Here is a 25,029-nt window from a genome sequence, read left to right on the forward strand (position 1 = left end):
CACGGAAGGCACTCGAGTCGCTGATCAATACGAGGCCTGCGAGAATGTGGGGGTGACCCCATCATCCACGTCCCCCGACGGCGCCGGTGTGCACGCGCCCGCGATGATCGACGAGAGTGCCTGGGTGGTGATCCCGCTCTACAACGAGGGCACTGTCATCGGCGGCGTCATCCGCGATCTGCTTCAGCACTTCTCGCATGTAGTGTGCGTGGACGACGGCTCATCCGACGACTCCGCCGCAGCGGCCCGCGCGGCGGGCGCGCTGCTGGTCCAGCACCCGATCAATCTCGGCCAAGGTGCCGCGCTGCAGACCGGCTTCGAGTTCGCCCTTGGCCAACCGAGATGCGAGTATGTCGTGACTTTCGATGCAGACGGGCAGCATCGAATCGAAGACGCACTCCAGATGCTCGAGGTCGCACGTCGCGATGACATCGCCATCGTCTTCGGCTCGCGCTTCCTCGACAAGCGCACGAACCCGGGGTTGATCAAGCGAATCGTGCTGAAGACAGCCGTCTGGGTGACGAACATGACCACCGGGATGCACCTGACGGACGCCCACAACGGGCTACGCGTGATCCGGCGGGACGCGCTGTCTCAGGTCGATCTCAAGCAGGACCGGATGGCGCACGCCACGGAGATCGTGATAGCACTCGGCAGCACAGGCCTGCCATGGCGTGAGCATCCGGTCGAGCTCCTGTACACGGACTACTCGAAGGGCAAGGGGCAGAGCGTGCTCAACTCCATCAACATCCTCGTCGACCTGGTGGTGAGGTGACCATGTGGATCCAGTTCCTGCTGATCGTCGCCGTGGTCGTCCTCGGTGGCGTGGTGATGCGACGCACCGGTGCGGACAGCCACCTGGCAATCCGCCGCCTGCTGATGATGCTGTTCGTGATCGCGGCCGTACTGTCGATCCTGTTCCCCCAGTGGCTCACGTGGGTGGCGACCCTGATCGGCGTCGGGCGTGGCACCGACCTTCTGCTGTACGCCCTCGTGGTGATGTTCCTGGCGTTCGTGTACACGCAGTTCCGCCGCAACGCCCAGCTGGAGCGTCGTCTCACGCTTCTGTCGCGGAGGATCGCGCTGATGGATGCTGAGGCTCACGCAACAGACGATGAGACCGAGATCAGGTCCTGACCTCTGTGGGATCTAGCTGCAGCCGGTCACCTCGAACAGCGCAGCATCCCCTACTCTCGCGACCTCGGTCAGGATCTTGGAATCCTTGAGGTCGTGCAGCCCATCGAACGTCGTGTAGTAGTTCTCGAACAGCTCCTTGTCGCCGAAGTCGACGGCATAGGTGACGCCGAGGCGCCGAACCGCTTCGCACACCTCGGCTGAGCCGGTGTTCATCGATCGGGCCAGGAGCATCGCATCCGGGCCATAGCGACCTGACACGTGCGGGAAGACGACATCATGACCTGTATAGGCATACAGCAACGATGCTCCGGTCAAGGGGTCACCGATGACTCTGCTGTCCGATTCAAGAATTCGGTCCGCCTTCTCGAACAGCGCTGCCTCATCGGGCGTGAGTCCCTGTGATGCGGAGTCGAATCGGAAGCTGGTGTTGCGCATGAACGAGATGTCGTTCCACACGGCGACCAGGTGGGTGGCGCCCAGCAGGACCGCCGTGGTCAGAACGGCTGCGGCCCGACGACGACGACCAGTCGCGCGCAGGTTCCGGAGCCATTCGAGCACCACCGCAGCGCCGAGTCCGGCGAGCGGGAGGCCCAGCACGCCGAGCAACGATGCGACGCGCGTCGCATCGTCGTACCAGATGCCGACGATCGCAGTGCGGATGGACAAGATCGGAAGCCATACGGCGGCGAGGTAGAACCCGGCGGCCACGGCGTGACTCCAGAGAATCCACCATCGCTTCGAACGCGCAGTTCGCCAGATCCCGATCGCAGCAAGCGGGCCGATCAGTAGACCCGCCGTACGCCCGACCGGGCTCAGGAAGGCCACCTCGCCAATTCCCTGTGCCATGGTCATGTTCGGCAGCCATTCGCCCGTGCTGACGTTCAGCGATCGCCACACGCCGATGAGCGCGACCAGCACGAATACCGCGGCTGACGTGAAGAGCACACGACCACGTGCGCCGTGACCTCGTGCGACTCGCCAGCCCTGCCAGGCAGCCCATGGCACCAGGAGCACGAGCGCCCCCAGCATCGCCGACGGGTGCCCCATGGCCGTCGCCCCCGCCGAGGCCACCGCGAGCAGCACGAGCCCGATGCGCTGCGGCCACGGAACACGGGGACGCGCCGCCAGGAGCGCGAAGCCGAGCATCAAGGGGACCTGCAGCATCCCGATCAGGTTCGGGTAGAGCACACCCCAGTTCAGGAACCCGAGGGGAAACACGCTGAACCCGAACGCGGCGAGAGGCGCCCAGACAACGGCTCGGCGCATTGATGGGAAGAGCACGCTTGTCAGCACTGCGATTGCGACGGGCCATACGACGGCCACCATGACGACGGTGACCACATTGGTCGCAGGGACCACCGCCCCCGAGAAGGGCACGACGAGCGCGACGAGCGCGTGCCACAGGGTGGGGTACAGCGCGGACGCATCGCCGGGCACCACCATGGTCATGTGGAACGGCGACGCGTCACCGTGCTGGAGGATGAACTCGACGGCGTCCAGGTGGAATATGCCGTCGAACAGCTGCGACGGATGCGAGGCGCTGCTCACGCCCAGGATGACGATGAGCGCCCAGCCGAGCGCTGCGGCGCCGACGCCAGCCCATGCCCATCGATCGTCGGCGCCGCGAAGCTGGAGCGCCTTCTCGCGCTTCATCGCCCAGAGCACCGCAGCGATCACCGTGATCGTCAGCGCCACGATCAGGACCGGAAGCAGCGACCAGCGCATGCCGAGCAGAGGAGCGACCACAGAGCCGGCGCCGATGCTGGCAAGCGAGCCGACGATCGCCGCCCCGAACACCAGCACCCCTCGAAGACGCAGCAACAGCGCCATCGGCATCCCGGGCAGAATCAGCAGCGCCAAGGTTGCGAGGAATGCGGGCGTCTGTGCCAGCCAGTCCGCGCTCACGCGTCCACCAGCGCGATCGCGCCTTCGAGCTCCCCGTCATAGATGACCTCGCCCTTGCTGATCACCACTCCCCTGGTGCAGAGCTCGCGAACCATTTCCATATCGTGGCTCACGACGATCAGGGTCTTGCCCTGCGCGATCAGCTCCTCGAACTTCCGGCGGCACTTCTCACGGAACGGCACGTCGGCGACAGAGAGAATCTCGTCCATCAGGAGCACGTCCAGGTGGACGTGGATCGCAACGGCGAAGGCCAGGCGAAGGAACATCCCGGACGAGTAGTGCTTGACCTCTTGATCGATGAACTCCTCGATCTCGCTGAACGCGACGATCTCGTCGTAGAGCGCTTCGATCTCATGCTTCTTCATTCCCAGGATCGCGGCGTTGAGAAACACGTTCTCGCGACCGGAGAGCTCGGGGTGGAACCCTGCGCCCACCTCGATCAATCCGGCGACGCGGCCACGGGTGAGCACCTCGCCCGCGTCAGGCTCCATGACGCCCGAGATGAGCTTGAGGAGCGTGGATTTTCCCGAGCCGTTCATCCCGAGGATCGCGACGGACTCCCCCTCGCCGATCACGAGGTCGACGCCCTTGAGGGCTTCGAACGTCGAGGTGAGTTTGCGGCGACGCACCCACGAGACGACGGTGTCCTTCAACGAGAACGCGTGATTGAGCGTGAATGTCTTCCGCACACCGTTGATGATGATGCTCGGCCGGATTGCTTTGGCGCTCATAGGTCCTGGGCGAACTTTCCCTCAAGGCGGCGGAAGACGAACTGGCCGATCAGCAGGGTGCCGATGGCGATCAGCGCGGTCCAGAGAGTGTTGATCGCAAGATCCGGCGGGATGGCGGTGAGAGCGTCGCCGGCATAGCCGGCCGAGTTCACGATCTCCTGACTGGCTGGACGCCAGAAGGCGTAATGGAACAGCTCGACTCCCTGTGTGATCGGATTCAGCAGGTAGAGCTCGACGATCCAGTGCGGCCAGCCGAGCTTCTCCACGATTGCGGTCTCGACCATCGTCCAGGCGTACAGCACCGGAGATGCCCAGGTCGCCAGCAGCAGCATGAGCTCGACGATGTTCTCCGCATCGCGGAACCGCACGTTCACTGCGCCGAAGAACAGCCCCAGACCGAGCGAGAACACCATCACGATCGCCATGCCTGCCAGCACCGCGAGGATGCTCAACACGGAGATGTGCGCGGCCCAGCCCATCAGCAGGCAAACGAACAGCAGCAAGGCCACCTGCGGCAGGAAGTGCACGAACGACACGAGCACGGCCGAGACCGCGAACAGTTGACGAGGTAGGAACACCTTGCGCACCAGAGGCGCGTTGCCGACGATCGAGGTCGTGGCGTTCTTGAAGCCTTCGGAGAACAGGTTGATGACGACGATGCCCGAGAACAGATACACCGCGTAGTTGGGAACCCGATCGAGATTCATGAAGATCCCGAGGACGATCCAGAAGACCAGGAATTGCGCGGCCGGACGGACATACGACCATGCCCACCCCAACACGGAGTTGCGGTACCGGGTCGTCACTCCGGTACGCACGAGCAGGCGCAGCAGATAGCGCCAGCGCACCACGTCGATCAGCCCATGGCTCCGGCCGGGGATATCGAATTCAGTGCGCGGCACAAGAGCGAATTGATCATTGGTTGTCAAGGAGGGCTCCAGCCGAAAGGTCGCTGATCATGTTACCGCGATGCCTCGGGCAATTGCCTGAGCCCGGAAGTACCGGTGCAGCGGTTTCGATCCCTCTAAGGGCGCCACATCCAGGGACATGAAGCGATCAACAGCGTTGCAGCGCCACGACCCGATCATCGAGGACGCCGACTCCACCGATGACTGCGACCGACTCGGCTCCCGCCTTCTGCATGAAGTCGGCCGCGTTCACGACCACGCACGATCTCGTGGTGAGCAGCAGGGGCACTTTCCACCGTCCAGCCAGTACTGAGGCGGACAGCGCATCTGGGAAGTCCTGGCCGGAGGCCAGAAGCACCTTCAGCGCTGTCGTCGGGAAGAACTTCTGGGCGACTGCACTGTTGGTCGAGAATCGATCAGCACCGGACAGCCGTGACGTGGACAGACCGATCGACGCGAGTTGAGCGCTGATTCCGCGCGAGATGACGCCTTCCCCGCCGACGATGGTCGCCGTCTTGGCACCGATCTTCTTGATGGTGGCGATCGTCGCAGCATCAGCCTGCGACCGCACGCCGTCGACGAGCAGCACCGGAGCGCCGATGCTGTTGCCCGCGGCCGCCGCGCTGATCGCATCCGGGAAGTCGTTTCCTGTCGCGATCAGCAGCTGAGTGGATGCTCCGCTCGCCTCCGCAACAGCTCGGGACGTGGCATAGCGGTCGGCCCCAGAAAGCCGCTCGACCTTCGCACCGGGCGCGGCGGCGGCGGCCTGTGCGGCGACGTTGGACGAAAGGACCCCTTCTCCACCGACCAGCACGATACGACTCGGTCCCAGGCGCTTGATCTCGGCGATCACCTCAGCAGGGAGTGCACGCGAGGGGGTGAGCAGTAGTGAGCCCGCCGCTCTACCCGCAGCGGCAGCCGCACTGAGCGCGTCAGGAAAGTCATCGCCGGTGGCCAGCATGATCGTGCCGGTACCTGACGGCCACGCGGCTCGTGAGACGGCGATCGCCGTCTCGACGCGATTCGCCCCGGAGATCCTCTCCACGCTCACTGTGGCAATGTTCGCCGACGCCGAAGTCGCTGTCCCGTCCACATAGCCGGAGCTCTTGGCAGTCACGCTGACCTTGATCGCGGCGCCCCTGTCCGCGTTTGTCAGCGAGTATGCCGACGCGGTCGCACCCGACACCACGGTTCCGTTCCGATACCACTGGAATCCGAGGGAAGCCGGCTGCGGAGACACCGTGACCGATGCACGCAGCGTCTGCCCGACGATCGCCTTACCCTCGACAGCGACGGTTCCCATCGTGAAGGTCTTGGGAAGCTGCGCCTGCGTCGAGCCGAACCAGTCCGTGAAGTAGTTGTAGAAATTCCTGTTCCCGTAACTGGAGCAGGAATCACCCGTGCCGTAACCCGCCTTGATCGCCGCCGCGTTCGGCTGATACGGCGTGTAGTAGTAGAGCGCTGACGTCGCCTTGTTCGCAACGTAGACCGGCGAGCTCCCGCAGGCCCTGTTGGGGTTGTAGAGGATGTTCCATGTCTTGCCCGGCGCGTACCAGGTGAAGTAGCGGCCTTCCATGTACAGCTGCATCTGGCGCGCGGCCCCGTACACCTGGTGGAAGAAGCCGACGAACTTCGGGTCGCACGGCGCGGTGTCAGGGCACGCCTGCCCGAGCGCCTTGTCGTACCGCCACGCGCTCGGCCAAGTGTGCGTGACCAGGCTCTGCTCCTTCTGGAGCATGACGATGAGCACCTGCGGATTGATCCCGCACGACTGCGAGACCCGGTAGATGATGCGCGCGGCCGGCTCGTTGGCGGCGCCCGTATACCCCTTGCAGTACACGTCGGCGGGACGGTTGACGGTGGTCTGCTTGAAGTCCTTGAGGCAGACGATCGGCCGCCCGTCCTCGTCGATACCTCCGCGGCACGTCTTCACCTTGGAGTTGAAGAACGCCTGGATCTGAGCCTCAGTCATCGTGGATCTGTTCGTGAACACCGCGTCGCTGATGATGTTGCCGGCGGAGAAGCCGGCGAGCGAGGTCTTCACGGGGTGCCCTGCGAGGGCGCTGACGGGACCGGATGCGGCGTTCGCCGGCACCGCCATCCCGAGCACAAGGGCGAAGACGGCGACGAGAGTCGCCACCCATCGGGCACTTCGGAACGAGCGCGGACCGGGAAAACCGCTGGCATGCATGTGAATAGTGTGACTGAAGTTGACGGATGATGCCAGTGGGGCGGAATATCGGCGCATCCTCGCCGGCGTGTCGCCGACTTGGGAGGAGACTCTCAGAGCTCCGCGTGCAGCGCCCAGAGGCGCTCCGCGGAGCTCGCCCACGAGAAGGCTCTCGAGCGGTCCGCGGCGAGCACGCGCAGGCGCCGCTCCCCCGCGCCCAGCGCGTCGATGACGGCATCCGGGATCTCGTCCGTCGAGACGATCGCCGCGCCGTCGGCGAGCACGTCGCGATGCACGCCGGAATCGACCGCGACCAGCGGCACCGACAGCGCCATCGCCTCTACCGCCCGCCAGGGCCACGCCGAGGCAGCTGACGTCGCGACGAGCGCCGCAGCTCCCCCCAGCACCGCGGCCCGATCCTCGTCGCCCAGCGCACCGCGGATGTGTGCCCGCCGCTCGGGGAGGCCCGCGGCCGCTGCGACATCGGCCAGCACCGGCTCGGACCCCTCGGGCGCTTCCAGCACCACGGCATCCGCACCGGCCTGAGCGGCGGCGCGGAAGCCCTGCAGCAGCGAGTCCGCGTCGCCCACGAGCGCGATGTACCGCTCGGGGATCTGCAGGTCCTCGCGACGTCGCGAGGCGTCCGCAGGAACCGCGAAGCCCTCCGGCGCCGCGCCGGCGATCACGCGGACCCGGTCCCCGAAGCGCCCGAGCTCCCCCAGGCGCTCCGCCATCGAGTGCGACGGCACCACGACCGCATCAGCGTGCTTGGCCGCACGCTTGAGCATCGCCTTCTGCCAGACCAGCTGCGCCTTGCTCAGCCTCTCGGGCGCCTCCCACGCATCCAGGTCCCACAGGGTCACGGTGACCTGGTCGTTGTCGTTCGCCCGATCATGGCGCACCAGCGGCGCCATCAGGCTCGGGGCATGGATCAGCCCGCCTCCGACGCCCGGCACGATGCCCAGCTGCCACGTCGCGGCGAGCTCCTGCCGCCCCAGGGGCAGACCGCGCACGTCCTGCACGCCGCGCACGGGGACCTCGGCACCTCTCGGCACGAGCGCCGACACGACGCAGCCTCGGGGTGCGGTGGCGACCAGCCCGGCCGTCAGGGACAGCGCCGCGCGCGCCTGATCCGCGTCCACGATCTGCGACGCCTGATCCAGCACCACCCGCAGCTGCACACTCATAAGGTCAGCCTAAGCGAGCCGCTCCGATATACCGGGCGACCGGCCGCCCCCTCCCCGATCAGCCCTCGCTCGGCGCCTTCGTCGGCGGGTGCAGCGCGTCCTTCACCTTCTCGCGGATCAGGTCGTAGTCGGGGGTCTTCTCCTCGATGCCGTTCTCGGGCGTCAGCTCGATCTGCGTGACGGGCTGCTTCTTGGCCTTCATCATCAGATCGAAGAACTCCGGCAGCTTGTCCTGCGGCAGGTCTGTGGACGCGAGCGCCGTGCCGGCCTTCATCACCTCGGAGAAGTGCGTGAGCACGTTCTCCGGTGTGAACTGCGCGAGGATCGCCTCCTGCAGCTGACGCTGCCGCTTCATGCGGTCGTAGTCGCTCGTGGTGTACCGCGAGCGGGCGTACCACTGCGCGGTGTCGCCGTTCATGTGCTGCTGACCCGGCTCGATCCAGCCGATCGCCCACTTGTCCACGTCGTGCGCGCCGGACCCGGGCGGCGGGCCGCCCTTCGGCAGACGCTCGGTCACGTTGATGTCGACGCCGCCCAGCGCGTCCACGAGATCGGCGAAGCCGTTCATGTCGACGAACACGTAATACGGGATCTCGATCCCGAGCACGGCCTCGGCGGCATCCTTGGTCGCCTCGATGCCCGGCGCGGAGCCGTGGGCCTCGGCGTCGGGGTACAGCGCCTTGCCGCGGTCCTTGCGGCACACCTCGGCGGCGTTGCGGATCTGGTTCATCCAGGCGTTCCAGCCACACGTGCTGGAGCTGTGGGACCTGAATCCGTCCGGATACAGCTTGTGCATGGGGCTGTCCGCCGGGAACGGCGGGTCGGGCAGCTCACGCGGGATGCCCGTGATCGTCATCGCGCCGGTGGTGGCGTTGACGGACACCACCGAGATGCTGTCGAAGCGCATGGAGTCGCGGCCATCGCCGCTGTCGGCACCCAGCAGGAGCACGTTGTAGTAGCCGTCGCTGGGCGGCAGGCTGGGTCCGCTGTTGCCGAACAGCGCATTCAGCGCGCCCCGGCTGTCCGCGGCGATGTTCGAGGCGTAGACGGCTCCGGAGCCGACCAGCGCGAGCACGACGAGGGATGCGATGGGCGCAGCCCAGCGGGTGATCGTGGGCAGCTTCACGAGCCTGAGCAGCCGCAGCGTGTCGACCGTGAGCACGACCCACAGCAGTGCGTAGGCCAGGCAGAGCACCTGCGCCAGCGTGAGCACGAACCACGACAGGGGTCCGGTCGCCAGCCACACCAGAGTCTGCCGCGCGAACAGGGCGAAACCGACCGCGACGATCACCAGGAACCAGCCCAGGAGCGTCGCTCCGAGCCCGAACCTGCCGAGCCGTCGGTTGCCCGCGAGCACCTGCGCGGAGCCGGGGATCAGCACGTTCAGCACCACGAGCCACCAGGCGCGGCGCCCCATGCTGTGGGAGTCCTGCTGATCCGGGTTGCGGATCGGACGTGACTCGATGAGCGGCCGTGCGCCCGCCTCAGGGGCGCGCGGAGCCGCCAGGGTCACAGCGAGTCCTTCAGCCGCCGGTTCTTCTGCTCCACCTGGCCCTCGAGGTCGCGCGCGTACGCCTCGACCCGATCCGCCAGCTCGGTGTCGGAGGTGCCCAGGATGCGAGCGGCGAGGATGCCCGCGTTCCGCGCCCCGCCGATGGACACCGTCGCCACCGGGATGCCCGCCGGCATCTGCACGATCGACAGCAGGGAGTCCATGCCGTCGAGATAGGCGAGCGGCACCGGCACGCCGACCACGGGCAGCGCCGTCATGGAGGCGAGCATGCCCGGCAGGTGGGCTGCGCCCCCGGCGCCGGCGATGATCACGCGGATGCCCCGGCCGCGCGCCTCGCGCGCATAGCTCATCAGCTTGTCGGGCGTGCGGTGTGCCGAGACGACCTCGACCTCGTGCGGGATGCCGAAGTCGGTGAGCGCCTGCGATGCGTCGCTCATCACGCGCCAATCGGAGTCGGAACCCATCACGACGCCGACCAGGGGCGAACTCGAGGAATGCAGCGGCTCAGTCACCATGACAGGCTACGGGGCGCCCCTGTGAGAACGTCGCAACGGCACGCAGTCGCGCCGTGAGAGCCGGCTCAGAGGAACTGCGCGGCAGCGGCGCGTGCGATGTACACGACATCGTCCAGGTCGGAGCCCGCCACGTTGACGTGACCGACCTTGCGGCCGGGCCGCGGAGCCTTGCCGTAGGTGTGGATCTTCGCCTCGGGATGCTCGGTCATCGCCTGCGAGAACCTGTCCTCCAGGGTGCCGTCCTTCGGCCCGCCGAGGATGTTCACCATCACGGTCCACGCGGCGCGGGGCTCCGTGCGCCCTAGCGGCAGATCCGCGACGGCGCGCAGGTGCTGCTCGAACTGACCGGTGACCGCACCGTCCTGGCTCCAGTGACCGCTGTTGTGCGGGCGCATGGCGAGCTCGTTCACGAGGATCCGCTCGTCATCCGTCTCGAACAGCTCGACGGCCAGCATTCCCGTGACGCCCACGCCCTCGGCGATGGTGCGGCCGATCTGCTCGGCGACCTGCACCAGGCGGGCGCTGGTGCCCGGTGCCGGTGCGATGACCTCTGCGCACACGCCGTCGCGCTGCACGGTCTCCACGACCGGGTAGGCGACCATCTCGCCACCGGGACGACGAGCGATCTGCTGAGCGAGCTCGCGCGTGAACGAGACGAGCTCCTCGGCCAGCAGCGACTCGCCCTCGGTGAGCCCTGCGAACCAGTCTGATGCCTCGTCGCCTGCGCGCACGACGCGCACGCCCTTGCCGTCGTAGCCGCCTCTGGGCGTCTTCACGACGGCGCCCCCGCCGTGGTCGTCGATGAAGCGCTGCAGCTGCTCGGCATCCGACACCGCCGCCCAGTCCGGCTGCGGCACGCCGAGCTCGGCGAGGCGCGCGCGCATGACCAGCTTGTCCTGCGCGAACTGCAGGGCGTCGGGGCCGGGGTGCACCTCCACGCCGTCGGCGACGAGGGCGCGCAGCACGTCCTGAGGGACGTGCTCGTGGTCGAAGGTGACGACGTCGACGTCGCGCACGAACGCGCGAACGGTGTCCAGGTCGCGGTAGTCGCCGACCGCGGTCGCGGCGAGCTGCGCCGACATGCCGTGGTCCTCGGCCAGGACGCGCAGATCGATGCCGAGCTCCACCGCCGGGGCGATCATCATCCTCGCCAGCTGGCCTCCGCCGATCACACCCACGTGCACAGTCATCCGCCGTCCTTTCGTCAACGACCATTCTTCCGCATGCGGCAAGCGTGCGGATGCCGTTCGGACCACGCCCGGGCTCAGTCGCCCGCGGTGCCGGACTGCGCGTCGCGATGCGCGAGGATCTGGTTGACCTCGATCTGGTCGGCCAGCGCCTCGTGCACGAGGTTCACGCTCGGCACGTTGACCAGGCGCAGCGGAGCGTCCACGCCGTTGCTCAGCGTGATGGTCCCCGCCCCCCACATCCGCTGCAGGATGCCGCGCCGTACGGCGATCGAGTAGCCCCGCGTGTGCGAGAGCTCCCGCCTGCCGCGCGACCCCATCCCCTCGCGCACGATGACGCGGCGGGTGGTGATCGTGTAGGTGCGCGACAACCAGACGAGGAAGGGGACGATGACGAGCAGCACCACGGCGGCAGCCGCCGCGGCCAGCAGCATCCAGTCCTCGAACGGCGGCTCGAGGTTCCCGTAGAGGAAGGCCGTCGCGCCGCACACGCCGATCAGGACCAGGGCGGACCAGAACAGACGCCGCGCATGGCTGCGGAACCGCGCCACCAGCAGCTCCTCCACGGGCGCGCCCGGTGGCGGCATCATCGGCCGTCCGCCGAGCGTCACGGGCTGGGTCACCCCTCCATTGTGCCCGTACGGATCGCCGTCGAGCTCAGGGGGCCAGGTGTGTCCTGATCAGGCCGGGCGCACGTGCACGACATCGCCCGAGGCCACCTCGTGCTCTGTCCGCCCGTCGTCGACGACCAGTCGGCCGTCGGATGCGAGGCGCACGGCCCGGCCCGTCAGCACGCTCCCGTCGGGCAGGGACACGTCCACGTCCTGGCCGAGCGTGAGGCAGCGCGAGGACGCGGCGTCGTGAAGCCCGGAGGCCGCGGCATCCGCGTGCTGTGCGAGCGCGTCGACTGCGGCCGCCAAGCCGGTCAGGTAGTCGGAGAGGAGCCGGTCGACGTCGGCCTCGACGCCGAGTGCCGCGAAGGAGGTCGCGGTGGGGACCGGCAGCTGCTCGGCGGTCATGGCGGTGTTGATCCCCGTACCGAGGACGATCGCGCCCCCGGTGACCTCGGCGAGGATGCCGCAGATCTTGCGTCCGTCGACGAGCACGTCGTTCGGCCACTTCAGACCGACCTCGTGACCGGACAGCTGCGCGGCGACGGCATCCGTCATCGCCACGCCGGCCGCCAGCGGGATCCAGCCCCACAGATCGACGTCGACCGGCAGGTCGCGCAGCAGCACCGAGACGGCGAGCGCGGCTCCCGGCGGAGTGGTCCAGGTGCGGTCGAGGCGCCCGCGCCCCGAGGTCTGCGTGTCGGTCAGCAGCACCGAGAGGTGCGGCCAGTCGCCGGCGTCCGCAGCCCGGCCGCGCAGTTCGGCGTTGGTCGAACCGCATTCGGGCAGCACGAGCAGTCGCGAGGCGGCACTGGAGGTCCTGGTCAGGTCCATTCAGTCCTCGTCGTCCTCGTCGTCGTCGCTCACGTCGTCGTCATCCGGGCCGGACTCCACGGCGTCACGCGCGTGCCACTCGTCCCACTTCTGCATCAGCTGCTCGATGGCACCGTGGAACTTCGCGGTGGCCGCACCCGGTGTGGTGTCGCCGAAGTAGTGCTGCACCCAGGTGCGCAGGCGGGCGACGGCTTCCGCGTCCGCGCTCACCCGCTCGACCTCGGCGAGGATGTTCTCCGCGCCGGAGACCGTGAGCCATTCGCATGCCGACAGGTATCCCGTCGTGTCGATCGAGGCGCGCTCATCGGCGGGCCGCGTGATCATGAGGGGCTTGCCCGCCGCGAGCCGGTCGTAGACCATGGCCGAGATGTCGACCACGGCGACATCGGCGGCCGCGAGCTGCCAGCCGAGGTCCGGACCGTCGTCGTACACGTGATGGGCGGACGGATCGGCGGCGTTGGCCGCGGCGATCGCGTCGAGGATGCGCTGATGCGCCGCTCCGTACTCCTCGTTCACCACGCCGCTGCGCGGATGCGGACGGTAGATGACGCGGTGCCGGGGGCTGGCGAGGAGGCCGCGCATGAGCGCCTCACCATGCGTGGCGATCGAGCCGTAGTGCGCGGACGGGCGATCGCCCTCCCAGGTGGGCGCGTACAGCACCACGGTGCGCTCATCCGGCGTGTAGGGCAGCGTCCCCGAGTAGTGATCGGCCTGCGGACGGCCGATCTCGATGGTGCGACGGTCGAGATCGAAGTCCCACAGCGTGCGGCTGAGCCGGTCTCGCGCGGCCTGGCCTGCGATCAGCGCGTAGTCGTACGCCTTGTACTGATTCGTGGTCATGTACATCTTGTCGGACTCGCCGTGGTTGATGAACACGTGCCAGCGGCGTCCGTACCGGAACATCTGGAAGTTGCGGGTGTTCTGATTCACGTACAACACGATGCGGATGTCCTGCTTGGCGAGGAACTTCTCGAGGTTGCGCACCGTGGGCACGAACGCCACCGGAAGCCCGCTCTCGTCGATCAGCTTCTCCGCGCCCGTCGCGCTGCGGGAGAGCACGACCACCGGCCAGCGCTCTGCGAGCCCCTGCAGTGGGCGATACCACTGCCGCATCTGGTACATGTTCACAGCGCCGTCGGCGAAGTACACCGCAACCCGGTAGCGACCCGGCTCATGCGGCTCCTGAGCGGCGAGCGTGCGGCGGACCCGCTGCACGGCCGAGCGCGAGGTGAGCGCCTTCCGCAGCAGCCGGTACGCCTTCTTCCCGTCAGAGACCACACCCATCCGTCCAGAATACGGGGTGGGATGCCTCCCCTCCGAGCCGGTGACACGGCAACCTCCGAATCCTCCGAGTCGCGGAACCGCGCCGCATGACATGATCGACGGGTGCAGCACAACGACAGGACCGACCCCGACGGCGTCTCCTTCGTCATGCCCGTGCTGAACGAGATCGACTACCTGGAGCACGCGGTGCAGTCCGTGCTCGCGCAGGACGTGGGCGGGCCGACCGAGCTTGTCCTGGCGCTGGGGCCGTCCAGCGACGGGACGACCGCGCTCGCGCAGCGCCTCGCCGACGGCGACGCCCGCATCCGCCTGGTGCAGAACCCGCACGCGCACATCCCGGTCGGCCTGAACGCCGCGATCCGCGCGAGCCGGTACTCCACGATCATCCGCGTGGACGCGCACTCCGAGCTCTCCCCCGGCTACGCGCAGCGGGCGCTGGAGACACTGCGGCGCACCGGCGCCGCGAACGTCGGCGGTGTCATGCGCGCCGACGGCCGGACCCCGTTCCAGAGCGCGGTCGCGCGGTTGTACAACTCCCCCGTCGGACTCGGCGGCGGCGCGTACCACGGCGGCGCACCCGAGGGCGAGGCGGAGTCCGCGTACCTCGGCGTGATGCGGCGCGAGGTGCTGGACGAGGTCGGCCTCTTCGACGAGAGCATCCGCCGCGGCGAGGACTGGGAGCTGAACCTGCGGATCCGCCAGGCGGGTCACCTGGTCTGGTTCGATCCGGCGCTGTCGGTCACGTACTGGCCGCGGGAGAGCTGGTGGCGTCTGGCCCGCCAGTTCCGCGCGACGGGCGCCTGGCGCGGTGAGCTGGTGCGCCGCTACGGGCGCAGCAACAGCCTGCGCTTCTTCGCGCCGCCGGCGCTGGTGGTCCTCACCGCACTGGCGGTGATCGTCGGCATCCTGCAGCTGACCGGTGCGCTGCACGGGCTCGCTTCGCTCATCGCGAGCGCGATCTACCTGCCCCTGGTCGCGTACGTCCTGCTGGTGCTCGCCGTCGGCCTGGGCGGTCTCGGCATCGCGCGAGGGCCGCGCGGGCTGCACGAGCGGCTGTGGACCCTCGCCGTGCTGCCCACGATGCACTTCGCCTGGGGTCTCGGGTTCCTCGCCGGCGTGCTCCGCGGAGCCGGCGACACGGTGGACGCCTCGCGCCTCGGGTCGCAGAACACCCCGCTCCCCTGAGGACCTCCCTCAGCCGGTCGCGGGGTCAGGCGGTCAGCCAGCCCTGGTCGAGGATGCGGGAGACCACCCGATCCGCGGCTTCCCCGTCGTCGAGACGGTTGAACTGCGAGGTCCATGCCGCGTAGTGCTCGCGATAGGCGTCGGGACCCTCGGCGTCCGCCAGCGCGCGGACCAGCTCGTCCTGCGAGCGCACGAGCGGCCCGGGGGCGCGCTCGGCGAGGTCGAAGTAGAAGCCGCGCAGCTCGCCCCGGTAGTGCTCCAGGTCGGGCACCAGGAAGTACATCGGCCGCCCGGTCACGCTGAAGTCGAACATCACCGAGGAGTAGTCGGTGATCAGGGCATCCGCGATGAGCAGCAGTCGCGAGGTCTCGGGGTAGCCGGTCACGTCGATGACACGGGAACCCGCCCTGTCGCGACCGGGCTTGAGCGTGCGGGAGTGCCCGCGCACGAGCACCACCGAGTCGGTCTTGGCCGCCAGCTTCTCCGGATCGATGAAGTCCACCATCTCGGAGCGGTCGTCGCGCCAGGTGGGCGCGTACAGCAGCACGCGCTCGTCCGGTCCGATGCCGAGCGCCTCGCGCACGGGAGCGGGATCCCCGGTGACGAGCAGGTCGTTGCGCGGGTAGCCGTCCGTCCAGATCGGCTTGCCGAAGAACGCGTAGGCCTTCTTCAGCACGCGCGCGGCGTAGACGTTCTGCGCCAGCAGGGCGTCCCAGCGGCGGGACTCCTTCACCACGGCCGCCATCCGCCGGGGGTCGAAGCCCGGCCGGTGCAGAGCGAGCCGCTTGAGCGGCGTGCCATGCCAGGTCTGCAGCACCCGCTGGCCGGGCTTGCGCACGAAGCGCCGCCGCAGCCAGTCGTTGACGATCAGCATCCGTGCATCAGCCCGGGCCCGCCACCACTCCGGGCTGCCCTCGACGACGGCGACGGCGCCCTCGGGCACCTCCACCGACAGGTCGGTGACGGCCCAGTACCGCGTCACCGACGGTGCGCGCTCGGCGAGCACCCGATCGATGGCCCGCGGGTTGCAGCCGGAGGTCTGCCCATAGAAGCTCTCGAAGAACACCGCGTTCTCGCCGGCGCCGATCTGCGACACGTACCGCTCCTCGAGGGTGCGCTGCCCCTCGGCGGTCTCGTACACCGGGTCCAGCGGCGCAGCGATCGTCACGACGGGGCCCCGCGCCTCCACGCGCAGGATCGACAGCAGCGTGGGCTCGATGTCGACCTCGGAGAGGTCCTCCCCCTCGACGGACAGCCGGTACTCGCCCGCAGGAAGGGGCAGCTCCGCGCCGCCCCAGCGCGAGGCGCGCAGCGGGAACGTCGCCTTCCAGGTCCTGCCCCCGCCGGTCACCTTCGCCGTGACCTGCGCCCGCGACCCGGTCAGTGACGCGGACGCCGGGCGCGGTCCGGTCCCCGCGACGATCAGCGTCTGGGTCTGCTCATCGATGCGAGCGGTGGTCATCGTGCTCCCTTCGGCGCGGGGATCCCTCGCGCGCGGATGGACCTGTAGACGCGGTGGGCGTTGCGCCCGTCGCGGTAGGCGTGCATGTCCTCGCTGAGCGCCGCCGACCGCTCCACACGATCCGCACGCACGTCGTCGTCGCTCAGCACGGCGTCGAGCTGCTCGATCGCGCCGTCCCAGTCGCGAGCGTAGTCGTCGCCTGCGACATCCTCGTAGCGGCCGTAGAAGCCGCGCTCGCGCGCATAGTCCTCGACATCCGGCGCCAGGTACACCACAGGGAGGGCCAGCAGCCCCACGTCATAGGCCATCGAGGAGTAGTCCGTCACCAGCAGGTCCACCCGTGGCAGCGCCGGGGTGACGTCGGGGAGCAGCTCCGAGTTCAGCATCCGGACCCTGCCGCTCGACCACGGCGGCGAATACGATCCCTCGCCCAGCGGATGCGAGCGGATGAACAGGATGGCGTCGTGCTGCTCCAGCGTCCGCACGATCCGCACCCACTGCGCGGCGTCCGGCACGGCAGGGTCGGCTGCGCCGTCGCGCCAGGTGGGCGCGTACAGCAGCACGCGCTGCTGCGGAAGCAGCGGACCGGTGCGGGTGAGCAAGGCGGTCGCCGCGGCACGGCGGCCCTCCGGCGTTCCCGCGGAGAGCACGTCCACGCGCGGCTCCCCCGTGACGACCACCCGATCGTCCCCGAGACCGAACGCGGATTCGAGGCGACCGCGGGATCGGTGCGAGGCCGCCGGGAGCACGCGGATCCGCTGCGCCGCTCCACGGTAGGCGACGGTCAGCAGCCGGCGCAGCAGGGCCGCGCCGGGGAGGCGCGCAGGCACCTGTGCGGTGACCGGCGAGTCCAGGCCGATGCGCTTCAGCGGGATTCCGTGCCAGAGCTGCACGACGAAGCCGTCCGTGCTGCCGTACCGGTTGACATCCCCTAGGCCGTGGGTGACCACGATCACCTCGGCGCGGGCGGTCGCCCACCATCCGCGGATGCCGTCGCGGCGACGCGTGCGGATGCCCAGGGCCCTGGCATCCGCCTGCTCTCGCGGTGAGCGCACCAGCCAGAGCGTGCTGTGCCCCTGGGTCTGAGCCTCGCGCAGCAGCGCGAGGGCGCCGTCGCCGATTCCTGCCCCGCACCCGAACACCCAGGTGCGTCCGCGCGGGACGATCAGGGTTCCTATGCGTCCCGCGGCATACAACGGCAGGCGGAGCAGTTTGGCCGCGTTGCCGGTTCCGAACGAGAAGGACGCCACCCCGCGAGCCTATCGCGGGGTGGCGTCCTGAACTGACCGTGGACTGAGGGTGCTCAGAGCTTGAGCGTGCCCAGTGTGGCCTCGGTGGTGTAGGTCTTGCCGTCGCGGACGTACGTGATCTGCACGGTGGATCCGGCGGCCTCGGCGCGCACCTGGGCGGTGAGGTCGGTGGCGCTGCCGATGGGCAGTCCGTCGAACTCCGTGATGATGTCGCCGGACTGCAGCCCGGCCTTCTCGGCCGCCCCGCCCGCGGTGGGCTTGGCGATCACGGCGCCGGCGATGGTCGCGTCCTTCAGCGACGCGGCATCCTGCACCTGAGCACCGAGCAGGCCGTGCGTGGCGGAGCCGTTCTCGATGATCTCGGTCGAGACCCGCTTGGCGATGTTCGCCGGGATGGCGAAACCGACGCCGATGGAGCCGGGCTCACTGGACGACGACGAGGACTGGCCCGCGGTCGCGATGGCGACGTTGACGCCGATCAGGCGGCCCTGGCTGTCGACGAGGGCGCCACCGGAGTTTCCGGGGTTGATCGCCGCGTCGGTCTGGATGACCGCGATCGAGATCGACTGCTGCGGCTGCTGGCTCTGGCTCTGGCCGGGCAGATCGAACTGGAACGGGTTGCCGTTGCCGCTGCCGCCGTCACCGTTCTGCTGCGAGTCGGAGTTCTTCGGCACTGCCGAGGACGCGACCTGGATGCTGCGGTTCAGGGCGCTGACGATGCCGTCGGTGACAGAGTTCGACAGCCCGAGCGGGGCGCCGACCGCGACGGCCGCGTCGCCCACGTTGAGCTTGGCGGAGTTGCCGAACTCGATGGGCTTGAGGCCGGTCGCATCCTTCAGCTTGATGACCGCGAGGTCGTAGATCGGGTCGGTGCCGACGACCGTGGCCGAGTAGATGTGGCCGTCGGAGGTGGTCACCGTGATCGTGGGGTCCGCGACGGCGCCGCCGAGGGTGACGACGTGCGTGTTGGTCATGACGTAGCCGTCCTTGGACAGGATGACCCCGGATCCGCTGCCCGACTCCTGGGAGCCGGCGACGTTGATCGTCACGACCGAGGGAAGCACGTCGGCCGCGATCGCGGTGGTCTGGTTCACGGAACCGGGGTTGTTCACCGTGACGGTCTGCGGGCCGGTCGCGGTCTGCGAGACCGGCGTGCCGTTCAGGGAACCGCCGAGGGCGCTGCCGCCGAAGCCCGCCACGCCGCCCACCAGGGCCGCGGCGAGCAGGAGGCCGGCGACCTTGAGCGTCGCGCCGCCCTTGCCCGGCGACGCAGCACCGGAGGCCTCGGCCGGCGCGGCGAGCAGCGTCGGGTCGAGCGGCAGGGTCGGCTCCGTCGGGTGCGACGGCGCGCTCTGCGCGGCGCCGCCGAACGCGGAGCCCGTCGGGTGCGGTGCGAGGTGCGCGGGGCCGCTGTAGTGGGCCTGCGGCGCGGTCGGCTGCTGCGCACCGTACGGTGCCTGCCAGCCCGGGGACTGCGGGGCGCCGTACGCGCCGGTGGCGGGCTGACCGGGCTGAGGCTGGTCGGCCGCGGCGGGCGCACCCGGTGCGGAGAACGGAGGGTTCACCGGCGTCGAGCCGGCGTTCGGCATCCCGGGGCCCGGGACCTCACCGTTGGTGTTGTTGTCGTTCATGATCTGCTCCTTCCAGGCGCACCATCAGACTGACAAGCGTCCCTGTGGTTTTCATATGGCGAAGTTGGATTTCTCCTATGGTCTTAGCCTGTTCTGCATGGATGTCATTCCCGGCGCCTGGCGGCGCACCGCAGCAGGAGCAGGTCTGCTCTCCCCACAGGGCGAAGTCGCGCCCACCATCTTCGCAGAGATGTCTGCGGCGGCGGTCCGATTCGACGCGATCAACCTCGGCCAGGGCTTTCCGGACGAGGACGGTCCGTCGGCGGTCCTGGAGGCGGCGAAGGATGCCATCGCGCACGGCGCGAACCAGTACCCGCCGGGGCGCGGCATCCCGGACCTGCGGCTCGCGATCAGCGAGCACCAGCGCCGCTTCTACGGCCTGGAGACCGATCCCGACACCGAGGTGCTGGTGACCGCCGGCGCCACCGAGGCTCTCACGGCGACCCTGCTCGCGCTGATCGACTCGCCCGAGGACGAGGTGGTCGTCTTCGAGCCGTACTACGACTCCTACGCTGCGGTCGTGGCACTGGCCGGAGCGCGCCTGCGCACGGTTCCGCTGCGGCTCCCCGACTTCCAGCCGGATCTGGATCAGCTCGCCGCCGTCGTGAACGACCGCACCCGCATCATCCTCGTGAACGACCCGCACAACCCGACCGGCGCGGTGTTCGGCCCCGAGGTGCAGGCGGAGGTCGTGCGACTGGCGAATCGGCACGACGCGGTCATCGTGACCGACGAGGTCTACGAGCATCTGTCGTTCTCGGCGCCGCACGTGCCGATCGCGACGCTGCCCGGCGCCGCCGAGCGGACGCTGACCATCTCGTCGGGCGGCAAGACGTTCTCGGCGACCGGCTGGAAGATCGGCTGGGTGCACGGTCCCGCCGAGCTGATCACCGCGGTGCTCACCGTGAAGCAGTTCCTGACCTATGTGAACGGCTCGGCCTTCCAGCCCGCGATCGCCGTGGGTCTGCGACTGCCGGACTCCTACTTCGACGACGCCCGGGCGACGCTGCTGCACAAGCACGGCATCCTGGGCGATGCGCTGCGCACGGCAGGGTTCGACGTGCATCCACCGCAGGGCGGGTACTTCACCGTCGCCGACGCGACGGCGCTGGGCGGGGCGGATGCCATGGCCTTCTGCCGCGCGCTTCCGGAGCGCGCCGGCGTGGTGGCGATCCCGATCACCGCGTTCGTGGCTCCCGAGCACCACGGCGACTATTCGGGGCTGGTGCGCTTCGCCGCCTGCAAGAGGGTCGAGGTGCTCGAGGAGGCCGCCCGCCGGCTCGCGGCGCTCGGCTGAGGCTGCGGCATCCGGCATCCGGCATCCGGTCGACGAGGTCAGGCGCCCGCGGCGATGGCGGCCTCGACCGCATCTGCGAGCGCGTCCACACGGTCGAACGTTCCCAGACCCCGCGTGACGTAGGCGAACGAGTAGCCTCGCCCGGGATGGTGCCAGGCGCAGCTGCCGCCGATTCCGCCCATCCCCCACTCCCCGTCGTCGACGCGCAGCCCGAGGCCCCACTCGGCATGCGCGTCCAGGAAGCGGTCGGTGCCGATCGCCTGCGCGGTCGTGAACTCGCGGAGCAGTCCGGATCCCAGCATCCTGCTGAGGGGGCCGTCCTCGCGGGCGAGATCGTCGTAGAACCGTGCGAGGCTGGTGGCGTTCGTGAACAGACCGATCGCCGGGAAGGATGCCGTGCGCACACTGTCGCTGTTCGTCACGGCCGGATCGAGCATGCCGGCAGGGATCGTGCGAGCGCGGTGGGCGAGCTCGTGATCCTGGGTGCCCGCCCACGTCGCGTCGATGATCTCGAGATCGGCGACGCGCGGCAGGTCGGACTCGTCGACGCCGAAGCGGAGGTCGGCGCCGAGGCGTGAGCCCAGCTCGGCGGCGGAGGAGCGGATGTCAGCCGCGCCGAGCGCCGTCAGGGCGCCGTCGATGAGGTGCCCGTACGTGAGAGCGTGCTCGGCCGGAACGGTGCCGGGTTCCCAGAGCGGACGCTGCCCGACCAGATCAGCGACCAGCGCGCCCCGATCCAGGGGGTCGATGCTCGCATCGGAGAAGGCCGGGACGCCGGCCGTGTGGCTGAGCATGTGCCGGAGAGTGGTGCGCCGCTTGCCTTGCCGGGCGTACTCCGGCCACCACGCGCTGACCGGGTCGTCCAGTCCGACCCGACCCTCGGCCACGGCACGGAGCGCGGCGACCGCCGCCAGCGGTTTGCCGACGGAGTACGTCATCGCCAGAGTGCCTGCCGTCCAGGGTCGGGTGCGCGCCCCGTCCTGCCATCCGCCGTGCATCTCCAGCACGGGCGCGCCGTCCCGCCGCACCGCCACGGAAGCGCCGATCTCCTGACCGGCGTGCAGCAGGCCGGTGAAGACGTCGCGCGCGTTCTCGTACCCGGGTGCGACGACGACCGACTCGAAGGGGACCCCGCCTCTCACGACGTCTTCCGCGGGACCACAGCATAGCGTCGCAGCCGCAGGACGGGATTGGCCTCACGGGTGCGCGCGATCAGCTGCGGGTCGACCGATGCCAGGGCGATGCCCTCCCCCGCGCTGACGCCGGCGACCGCGACCCCCTGCGGGTCGATCACCTGCGACAGGCCTACGCCGATCGGTGCGGGATGGTCGGCGGCGATCACGTACGCCGTGCTCTCGATGGCGCGCGCGGTGAGCAGCGTGCTCCAGTGGTGCTCCTTGAGCGGGCCGCGCACCCACTCGGCGGGCACGATCAGGGCATCCGCCCCGGCATCGACGAGGGTGCGCGCGATCTCCGGGAAGCGCAGGTCGTAGCAGGTCATCATCCCGAACCGGATGCCGTCGACGTCGAACACCGACGCCTGTCCGAGCTCTCCGGGCTCGATCCAGTCGGACTCGGTCTGCCCGAACGCATCGTAGAGGTGCTGCTTGCGGTAGACCGCCTGCATCCCGGCGTCCGACACCGCGACCAGCGTGTTGTGCACACGGCCGGCATCCGCTGTCTCGACCATGCCCGCGACGATGACGGCGCCGTGCTCACCCGCGAGCGCCTGCAGGGCCTGCACGAACTCCCCGTCGACCGGCTCCGCGTTCGCAGCGAGCGAGTCGTCCATCGGGTCGACGAAGAAGCTGCTGTACTCCGGGAGCACGATCACCCGGGCGCCGCGCGCCGCGGCATCCGCGACGAGCCCCGCGATGCGCGCGCGATTGGACTCCCGCGATGCGGTGGGCGCGAACTGGCAGACGGCGACGAGCGGGGCGGATGCGGTCATCTGCCCATCCTCGCGCATCATCAGCGTGTGCGCTCGGGCTCGCCCTCCTCGTCGACGGCGTCGTCCTCGTGCTCAGACCCGGATTCCTCCTGCTCGACGCGGATGACGGGGATCGCCGCCGTCTCGTCCACGAGCTCCTTGCGGACACGGCCGGTGCCGCGGACGAATCCGAAGTATGCCGCGGCGAGCAGGGCGATCCAGATCGCTCCGACCACGAGCGCCGGGCGACTGTCGGGGATGATGCCGATCAGCACGATGACGAGCGCGATGACGGCCATCGCCACGTAGTTCCCGACCGGCCAGAGCGGTGCCGGGAACTCGGAGGGCAGCTTCTTCTCGCGGGTGATCTCTGCCTTCATCCGGGCGTGCGAGACGAGGATCATCAGCCAGACGACGACGGTCGCGAAGGTCGCCAGCGCCGCGATGAGGAAGAAGATCTGGTCGTGGAACCAGACGTTCAGCAGCACCCCGACCAGGAGGGCCGCGACCATGGTGAGCACGGTCATGAACGGCACGCCCGCCTTTGTGGTGCGCGCGAACGCGCGGGGAGCCTGGCCCTGCTCCGCCAGCCCGTGCAGCATGCGTCCGGCGGCGAAGATGTCGGCGTTGATGGCCGACAGGGCCGCCGTGATGACGACGAGGTTCAGGATGTTCGCCGCGCCGGCGAGACCCAGGCTGCTGAAGATCGACACGAACGGACTCGCCTCGCCGTCGATCGTGTCCCACGGCTGGATCATCATGATCACGCCCAGCGCCAGCACGTAGAACAGCAGGATGCGGACCGGAACCGAGTTGATGGCGCGCGGCAGCACCTTCTTCGGGTTCTCCGCCTCGCCCGCGGTGATGCCGATGACCTCGGTGCCGCCGAACGCGAACATCACGATCGTCAGCGACGCGAGCACGCCCCAGAGCCCGTTCGGCGCGAAGCCTCCCTCGCCCACCAGGTTGTGGAACCCGGCCTCATGTCCGCCCGCGTTCGCGAAGCCGAAGAGGATGATCGCGATGCCGCCGGCGATCATCGCGACGATCGCGACGATCTTGATCAGAGCGAACCAGAACTCCAGCTCGCCGAAAACCTTCACGCTGACGAGGTTCACCGCCGCGATGATGAACACCACCGCGAGGATCCACACCCAGCGCTCGACCTGCGGGAACCAGAACCCCATGTACACGCCGAAGGCGGTCACGTCGGCGAGGGCGACGACGAACATCTCGAAGGTGTAGGTCCAGCCCGTCAGGAAGCCGGCGAAGGGGCCGACATACCGCGAGGCGTACTGCCCGAAGGATCCGGCCACGGGATGGCGCACGGCCATCTCGCCGAGGGCGCGCATCACCAGGAAGATGACCGCGCCGCCGATCATGTAGGCGAGCAGCACCGCCGGGCCCGCGGTCTGGATCGCGGCCGACGAGCCGTAGAACAGGCCGGTGCCGATCGCGGATCCCAGAGCCATGAACTGGATGTGGCGGGCGGTCAGGCCACGACGCAGCGTCTGCGAGGTCTCGGTGGTGTGCACGATTCTCCTTCGAACGGACCGGCCGATCGCGTGATCCGGGCTTCATCACGAGGCCCGGACCGTGCGGATCCCTACGATGAAATCCCATCGGCGGGTCGCTCCCCGACCAGATGCGGGAATCTGCGTCTGGGATCACAGACGATCGCGGCGGTCCCTGCGCGATCGGGTGCCGCAGACGCGAAGAAGGCCCGGTCCTTGTGGACCGAGCCTTCTTCTCTTTGTTGCGGGGACAGGATTTGAACCTGCGACCTCCGGGTTATGAGCCCGGCGAGCTACCGAACTGCTCCACCCCGCGGCACGTCTTAAAGCCTAACACGCAGGTGAACAGGAGGCGAATCGAGCGGCCTCCCGCGCGACGGGCGGGCGTGTCGCGCGCTCGTCGACCGTGCGTTCAGGCGTCGGCGGCATCCCCCTGATGCTCCAGCTCGCAGTCCGGACCGGGGAAGATCAGCGACTCCCCGCCGTCGTCGAACCGCACCAGATAGGGCGGTCCGCCGTCCTCCCCGCGCGTCTCCAGCACCTCGCCGTGCCGCTCCGAGTTCCCGACTCGTGCGCCATGGATCCTGATGCGCGATCCCACTTCCGCTCGCATCGCGACCACCTCCCGCAGCCTGATGCTCTCATTGTCCGCGCGTGCGAGCTGGACTGCCAGTGGCAGTTCGGCTCCCGGCATCCGAATCGGCACAGACTCGCACAAATGCACAACGTCGCAGAGATCCCGAGGGATCCTGCGACGTTGTGCGGAACTGCGAGCGAG

At 68.9% G+C, this 25,029-nt stretch carries 22 protein-coding genes and 1 tRNA gene; 4 read left to right on the forward strand and 19 right to left on the reverse strand.

Translation table 11 applies throughout. The features are described from left to right. Positions 1-103: 103 nt before the first annotated feature. Both MIAR_RS07690 and MIAR_RS07695 read left to right on the forward strand, forming a co-directional pair. Positions 104-775, forward strand: coding sequence for a glycosyltransferase family 2 protein (locus MIAR_RS07690; protein WP_285635684.1), 672 nt, complete (start codon positions 104-106; stop codon positions 773-775). 2 nt (positions 776-777) lie between these two features. Continuing rightward, positions 778-1,137, forward strand: a complete 360-nt coding sequence (locus MIAR_RS07695) for a DUF2304 domain-containing protein (RefSeq protein WP_285633720.1) — start codon at positions 778-780, stop codon at positions 1,135-1,137. A 12-nt stretch (positions 1,138-1,149) separates the two neighbouring features. Here MIAR_RS07695 and MIAR_RS07700 read toward each other — a convergent pair whose 3' ends face one another. The 11 genes from MIAR_RS07700 to MIAR_RS07750 all read right to left on the reverse strand — a co-directional run bounded on the left by MIAR_RS07700 (position 1,150) and on the right by MIAR_RS07750 (position 13,982). Beyond that, entirely contained in the window at positions 1,150-3,042 is a 1,893-nt protein-coding gene (locus MIAR_RS07700) for a DUF6541 family protein (protein WP_285633723.1), read from the reverse strand. Further along, positions 3,039-3,773 carry an ABC transporter ATP-binding protein gene (locus tag MIAR_RS07705; protein WP_285633726.1) on the reverse strand — a complete coding sequence of 245 codons (735 nt, stop codon included), beginning with the start codon at positions 3,771-3,773 and terminating at the stop codon, positions 3,039-3,041. Before MIAR_RS07705 ends, MIAR_RS07700 begins: the two co-directional genes overlap by 4 nt. Next, entirely contained in the window at positions 3,770-4,702 is a 933-nt protein-coding gene (locus MIAR_RS07710) for an ABC transporter permease (protein WP_285633729.1), read from the reverse strand. Before MIAR_RS07710 ends, MIAR_RS07705 begins: the two co-directional genes overlap by 4 nt. 127 nt (positions 4,703-4,829) lie before the next feature. Then, complete coding sequence (locus tag MIAR_RS07715) at positions 4,830-6,821, reverse strand: cell wall-binding repeat-containing protein (RefSeq protein WP_285633732.1); 1,992 nt, start codon at positions 6,819-6,821, stop codon at positions 4,830-4,832. Between the two features lie 143 nt (positions 6,822-6,964). Further along, positions 6,965-8,038, reverse strand: a complete 1,074-nt coding sequence (locus MIAR_RS07720; RefSeq protein ID WP_285633735.1) for a glycosyltransferase — start codon at positions 8,036-8,038, stop codon at positions 6,965-6,967. Between the two features lie 58 nt (positions 8,039-8,096). Further along, entirely contained in the window at positions 8,097-9,551 is a 1,455-nt protein-coding gene (locus MIAR_RS07725; RefSeq protein WP_285633737.1) for an LCP family protein, read from the reverse strand. Continuing rightward, positions 9,548-10,015, reverse strand: a complete 468-nt coding sequence (gene purE / locus MIAR_RS07730) for a 5-(carboxyamino)imidazole ribonucleotide mutase (protein ID WP_285635687.1) — start codon at positions 10,013-10,015, stop codon at positions 9,548-9,550. The genes MIAR_RS07725 and purE overlap by 4 nt, the downstream gene beginning before the upstream one ends. Positions 10,016-10,131: 116 nt before the next feature. Further along, on the reverse strand, positions 10,132-11,256 hold the full coding sequence (locus MIAR_RS07735) for a 5-(carboxyamino)imidazole ribonucleotide synthase (RefSeq protein WP_285633740.1): 1,125 nt from the start codon (positions 11,254-11,256) through the stop codon (positions 10,132-10,134). Between the two features lie 74 nt (positions 11,257-11,330). After that, positions 11,331-11,876, reverse strand: coding sequence for a PH domain-containing protein (locus MIAR_RS07740; protein ID WP_425561562.1), 546 nt, complete (start codon positions 11,874-11,876; stop codon positions 11,331-11,333). Between the two features lie 57 nt (positions 11,877-11,933). Further along, positions 11,934-12,698 (reverse strand): biotin--[acetyl-CoA-carboxylase] ligase, encoded by a 765-nt coding sequence (locus MIAR_RS07745; RefSeq protein WP_285633743.1) that lies wholly within the window; start codon positions 12,696-12,698, stop codon positions 11,934-11,936. Next, entirely contained in the window at positions 12,699-13,982 is a 1,284-nt protein-coding gene (locus MIAR_RS07750; RefSeq protein ID WP_285633746.1) for a CDP-glycerol glycerophosphotransferase family protein, read from the reverse strand. A 147-nt stretch (positions 13,983-14,129) separates the two neighbouring features. On the opposite strand from MIAR_RS07750, the gene MIAR_RS07755 reads away from it, so the two are divergent. Then, on the forward strand, positions 14,130-15,167 hold the full coding sequence (locus MIAR_RS07755) for a glycosyltransferase family 2 protein (RefSeq protein ID WP_285635693.1): 1,038 nt from the start codon (positions 14,130-14,132) through the stop codon (positions 15,165-15,167). Between the two features lie 25 nt (positions 15,168-15,192). Here MIAR_RS07755 and MIAR_RS07760 read toward each other — a convergent pair whose 3' ends face one another. The 3 genes from MIAR_RS07760 to MIAR_RS07770 are packed head-to-tail and all read right to left on the reverse strand — an operon-like array spanning position 15,193 to position 19,510. Further along, positions 15,193-16,629 carry a CDP-glycerol glycerophosphotransferase family protein gene (locus MIAR_RS07760; RefSeq protein ID WP_285633749.1) on the reverse strand — a complete coding sequence of 479 codons (1,437 nt, stop codon included), beginning with the start codon at positions 16,627-16,629 and terminating at the stop codon, positions 15,193-15,195. Beyond that, positions 16,626-17,879 (reverse strand): CDP-glycerol glycerophosphotransferase family protein, encoded by a 1,254-nt coding sequence (locus MIAR_RS07765; RefSeq protein ID WP_285633752.1) that lies wholly within the window; start codon positions 17,877-17,879, stop codon positions 16,626-16,628. The genes MIAR_RS07760 and MIAR_RS07765 overlap by 4 nt, the downstream gene beginning before the upstream one ends. Before the next feature lie 53 nt (positions 17,880-17,932). Then, positions 17,933-19,510, reverse strand: coding sequence for a S1C family serine protease (locus MIAR_RS07770; RefSeq protein ID WP_285633755.1), 1,578 nt, complete (start codon positions 19,508-19,510; stop codon positions 17,933-17,935). A gap of 97 nt (positions 19,511-19,607) precedes the next feature. Between MIAR_RS07770 and MIAR_RS07775 the strand changes: the two genes are divergently transcribed. Next, positions 19,608-20,807: an aminotransferase class I/II-fold pyridoxal phosphate-dependent enzyme gene (locus MIAR_RS07775; protein WP_285633758.1), complete on the forward strand. Its 1,200-nt coding sequence runs from the start codon at positions 19,608-19,610 to the stop codon at positions 20,805-20,807. Between the two features lie 38 nt (positions 20,808-20,845). Here MIAR_RS07775 and MIAR_RS07780 read toward each other — a convergent pair whose 3' ends face one another. The 5 genes from MIAR_RS07780 to MIAR_RS07800 all read right to left on the reverse strand — a co-directional run bounded on the left by MIAR_RS07780 (position 20,846) and on the right by MIAR_RS07800 (position 24,864). Beyond that, positions 20,846-21,949 (reverse strand): serine hydrolase domain-containing protein, encoded by a 1,104-nt coding sequence (locus MIAR_RS07780; protein WP_285633762.1) that lies wholly within the window; start codon positions 21,947-21,949, stop codon positions 20,846-20,848. Further along, positions 21,946-22,758, reverse strand: coding sequence for a carbon-nitrogen hydrolase family protein (locus MIAR_RS07785; RefSeq protein ID WP_285633765.1), 813 nt, complete (start codon positions 22,756-22,758; stop codon positions 21,946-21,948). The genes MIAR_RS07780 and MIAR_RS07785 overlap by 4 nt, the downstream gene beginning before the upstream one ends. A 20-nt stretch (positions 22,759-22,778) precedes the next feature. Then, a complete protein-coding gene (locus MIAR_RS07790) occupies positions 22,779-24,209 on the reverse strand; it encodes an amino acid permease (protein ID WP_285635696.1) in 1,431 nt (476 codons plus the stop codon). 284 nt (positions 24,210-24,493) lie between these two features. Next, positions 24,494-24,567: transfer RNA gene (locus tag MIAR_RS07795), tRNA-Met, on the reverse strand. 96 nt (positions 24,568-24,663) lie between these two features. Next, the gene (locus tag MIAR_RS07800; RefSeq protein ID WP_285633768.1) at positions 24,664-24,864 is read right to left on the reverse strand and encodes a DUF1918 domain-containing protein; all 201 of its coding nucleotides are present in this window, start codon (positions 24,862-24,864) and stop codon (positions 24,664-24,666) included. Between the last annotated feature and the right edge of the window lie 165 nt (positions 24,865-25,029).

The organism is Microbacterium arabinogalactanolyticum, assembly GCF_030268005.1.
GTDB lineage: Bacteria > Actinomycetota > Actinomycetes > Actinomycetales > Microbacteriaceae > Microbacterium > Microbacterium arabinogalactanolyticum.